4 protein-coding genes are annotated in these 3031 nt (G+C 52.3%); all 4 read right to left on the bottom strand.

What is annotated here, in order from left to right:
* Positions 1 to 344: hypothetical protein (locus QMM04_RS21855; protein ID WP_282997022.1), on the bottom strand; the 344-nt coding region annotated here is incomplete at its 3' end.
* Between the two features lie 18 nt (positions 345 to 362).
* Positions 363 to 1625, bottom strand: a complete 1263-nt coding sequence (locus tag QMM04_RS21850; RefSeq protein ID WP_282997021.1) for a site-specific integrase — start codon at positions 1623 to 1625, stop codon at positions 363 to 365.
* 183 nt (positions 1626 to 1808) lie between these two features.
* Positions 1809 to 2672: a YicC/YloC family endoribonuclease gene (locus QMM04_RS21845; RefSeq protein WP_021507096.1), complete on the bottom strand. Its 864-nt coding sequence runs from the start codon at positions 2670 to 2672 to the stop codon at positions 1809 to 1811.
* A 174-nt stretch (positions 2673 to 2846) separates the two neighbouring features.
* On the bottom strand, positions 2847 to 3031 hold a 185-nt coding region (locus tag QMM04_RS21840; RefSeq protein WP_282997020.1), incomplete at its 5' end, for a hypothetical protein.

The raw sequence follows: 3031 nt of genomic DNA, 5'->3' as shown, positions 1-3031 counted from the left end.
CTGACGGATGACATCGTTTCGACTAAAGAGCGCCCGCCAAAAGCAAACATGTATTTCTCCCAGTCGTATCTGTAAAGGAATGTGAGAAGGGCTTCTCGCCCACGCTTGAGGATAATTTCTGGCGTAATTCCCTGCCGCATAAAATCATGAGCGGCTGCGAAGACCAGGTCGGCATCCACTTCATCATTCACTGTAAGGAGGCTTATATTCAGGCTACGAATGTTCCGGGTTATGGCCTTACGAATATCTGACGCTTCTTCCGCTACGTCGTCAGGCAATTCTTTCAATTTTTTATTTGGATTGATGCCGTAAAGCGTATTAATCACTTCGGCAATTGTAACCATCCTCTGTGAGGTTATACGTTAACCCTTTTTCTTCGCTAAAGGCGTCACGTTGTATCGCTCTCCACGTTCCAGCGTTACTAACAGATCTGCCCACTGACTAAGAGCTGCTTTCCTTTCCTCAAAATACTGGTGCCGGTTGTAAACGCCCTCGACCCCTTTGATGCGGTGGTTAAGGCATCGTTCAGCTACGACCGGATCGCATCCCAGCGAAGCCAGATGAGTTCGTGCAGTGCGGCGGAAGTCATGAATGGTAAAGCTGGGCACGTCCGCCATTTCAGCCCGTATTTTTGCCAGCGCCACCGGCAGCGTGCTTTCCTGAATATGGGGGATCATGCGGTGCTGCATCTTTCTGGCTGGCAGGACCCATTTGCTGTTGCAGGAAAAGGTATGCAGCTCTTTCAGCCAGGTCAGTGCGGGGAGCGACAAGGGAATGTCGATTGCATCACCATTCTTTGTGCGCTCTGCTGGCAAATGCCAGATACCCTCATCCAGATCAAACTCCGCCCATTGCGCAGCGCACAGCTCCATCTTTCTGACACACAGCGCCAGTAGCAGCTTAAAAGTGAGTGCATTTTGACGGCTGAAGCCCTTAGCCGTTCGCATCGCCTGGAATAGTTTTATCAGCTCATCACGACTCAGCCACCGATCGCGGCTAACCTCTTTACCACCCGCATCAGAAATTTCAAAGACAGAGCAGGGGTTAACTGCCAGAATATGACGCTTAATGCCGTAATCAAAAATGCGGCGTGTCCAGCGCAGAACGTCAGTGGCAACGGTCGGCGCGCCACGGTCTACGATCGCCTTCAGCATGTCATCAATGTGGCGGGGCTTAACGTCCTCTACCTTCATTTTTCCGATACGGGGATTGATGTCTTTATCCAGGCGGCGACGCAGTGTATCTGGATGCTTCCAGCGTGGCAGGATCTGACGCTCAAAGTATTCCGCCGCCAGCTGGGATACGCGTATGGCGTTCTTCTCTGCCTCAATCTTTGCCAGCGCATCAGCTTTGCGTTGCCGTTTTTCTCCAGACACGTCATAGCCCAGCGCCACCCGTGCGGCTAACTCCCTGACCGTTTCTCTTGCTCTGGCCAGCGACAGCTCCGCATAGGATCCAATAAGCATGGCGCGCGCTTTGCCTGAGAACTTATAGCGGAAGCGCCAGACAGGCGTCTGGTAGTTCTCGCGGTAAGACAGGTAAAGGCCGTTCCCGTCCGATTTACCCTCAAACCTTACGCCGGCTTTAATCCAGGCTCGTATTTGTGCGTCAGTCAGCTTGGGCATCTCTGATTCCCGTAGTGGTTATCGGTGTACACCTGGGCATCTGGCATTTGCGTTAGATGTACACCCAGGTGTACACGGTAATCATGCGCTCCCCTGCATCTTTATGCTAGCTCCTGAGAGTAAAAAGCCCGCAAGTAGCGGGCTGATAAGGAATTTTGCATACTTATGGATATGTGTGAAATGCTACTCAATATTCTGAATCTGCTCGCGCATCTGTTCGATCAGCACCTTGAGCTCAATCGCTGAGGCGGTGATGTCCGCATTGATCGATTTCGATGCCAGCGTGTTCGACTCGCGGTTGAACTCCTGCATCATAAAATCGAGGCGGCGGCCGACGGCTTCTTTCTTCTTCAGAATGTTGTAAGTCTCTTTCACGTGCGCATCGAGGCGATCCAGCTCTTCGGCTACATCAATACGCTGGGCCATCATCACCAGTTCCTGCTCAAGGCGATTGTTCTCCAGCTGTACCTCAGCTTCTTCCAGCTTGCTCACCAGACGCTCGCGCTGCCATTTCAGCACTTCTGGCATCTGCGCACGTACTTTGCTGACCTGCTCGGTCACGCCCTGCAGCCGCTGTTCGATCAGCGCTTTCAGCGCGTTGCCTTCACTTTCACGCGCAATGATGAAATCGTCCAGCGCGCCATCCAGCGCTGCCAGCAGTTCCGCGTTGATGGCATCCAGATCCTGCTCCTGCGCGGTCATCACGCCCGGCCAGCGCAGAATATCCAGCGGGTTAATTGCGCCTTCATCACTCTGCATCTTCACCCAGTTCGCCGCCTGCACCAGCTGTTTAGCCAGCGACTCATTCAGCTGCAGCTCACCCTGGGCGCTCGCATCGGCGTCGAAGCGCAGGTTGCACTCGATTTTGCCGCGCGTCAGTCGGTTGCGGATGCGTTCGCGAATCACCGGCTCCAGGCTGCGAAACTGCTCCGGCAGGCGGATATAGGTTTCGAGGTAACGCTGGTTGACGGAACGCAGTTCCCAGGCGGCGCTGCCCCAGCTGCCTTTGGCTTCACGGCGGGCGTATGCGGTCATACTGCGGATCATAAGCTTCTACTCATTCAGGAAATGTTCTTCGAATTATAGCGAGGGTGCTCCCGGCATGATAGGCGTAAACGCACAGCAGGGTGCCAGGCCTTTGACAACCGCGTTTATTGTTATTTACCGATGTTTTCAGGCGATAAAAATATCAAGGTTGTGAATGCAGAGATAAATAACGTTTTAATCTGGCGAAAAAATAGCTACTGCGTGAATTGACCTGCGGTAATTATCGCCAGCTTGTGAACGGGCAGGCTTTTTCCCTTGATTAAAATCATTAAAACACTGATGCAAAGCTGTGAATTGTGTCAATCCATTGATTTTAATGGCTTTAATAACCGTTAAAACATAATGGATTTGTGAGTGTT

Source organism: Pantoea sp. Pa-EAmG, assembly GCF_030024295.1.
Taxonomy (GTDB): domain Bacteria; phylum Pseudomonadota; class Gammaproteobacteria; order Enterobacterales; family Enterobacteriaceae; genus Pantoea; species Pantoea dispersa.
The sequence above is the reverse complement of the archived record's forward strand: the minus strand, read 5'-3'. Positions and strand labels throughout refer to the sequence as shown.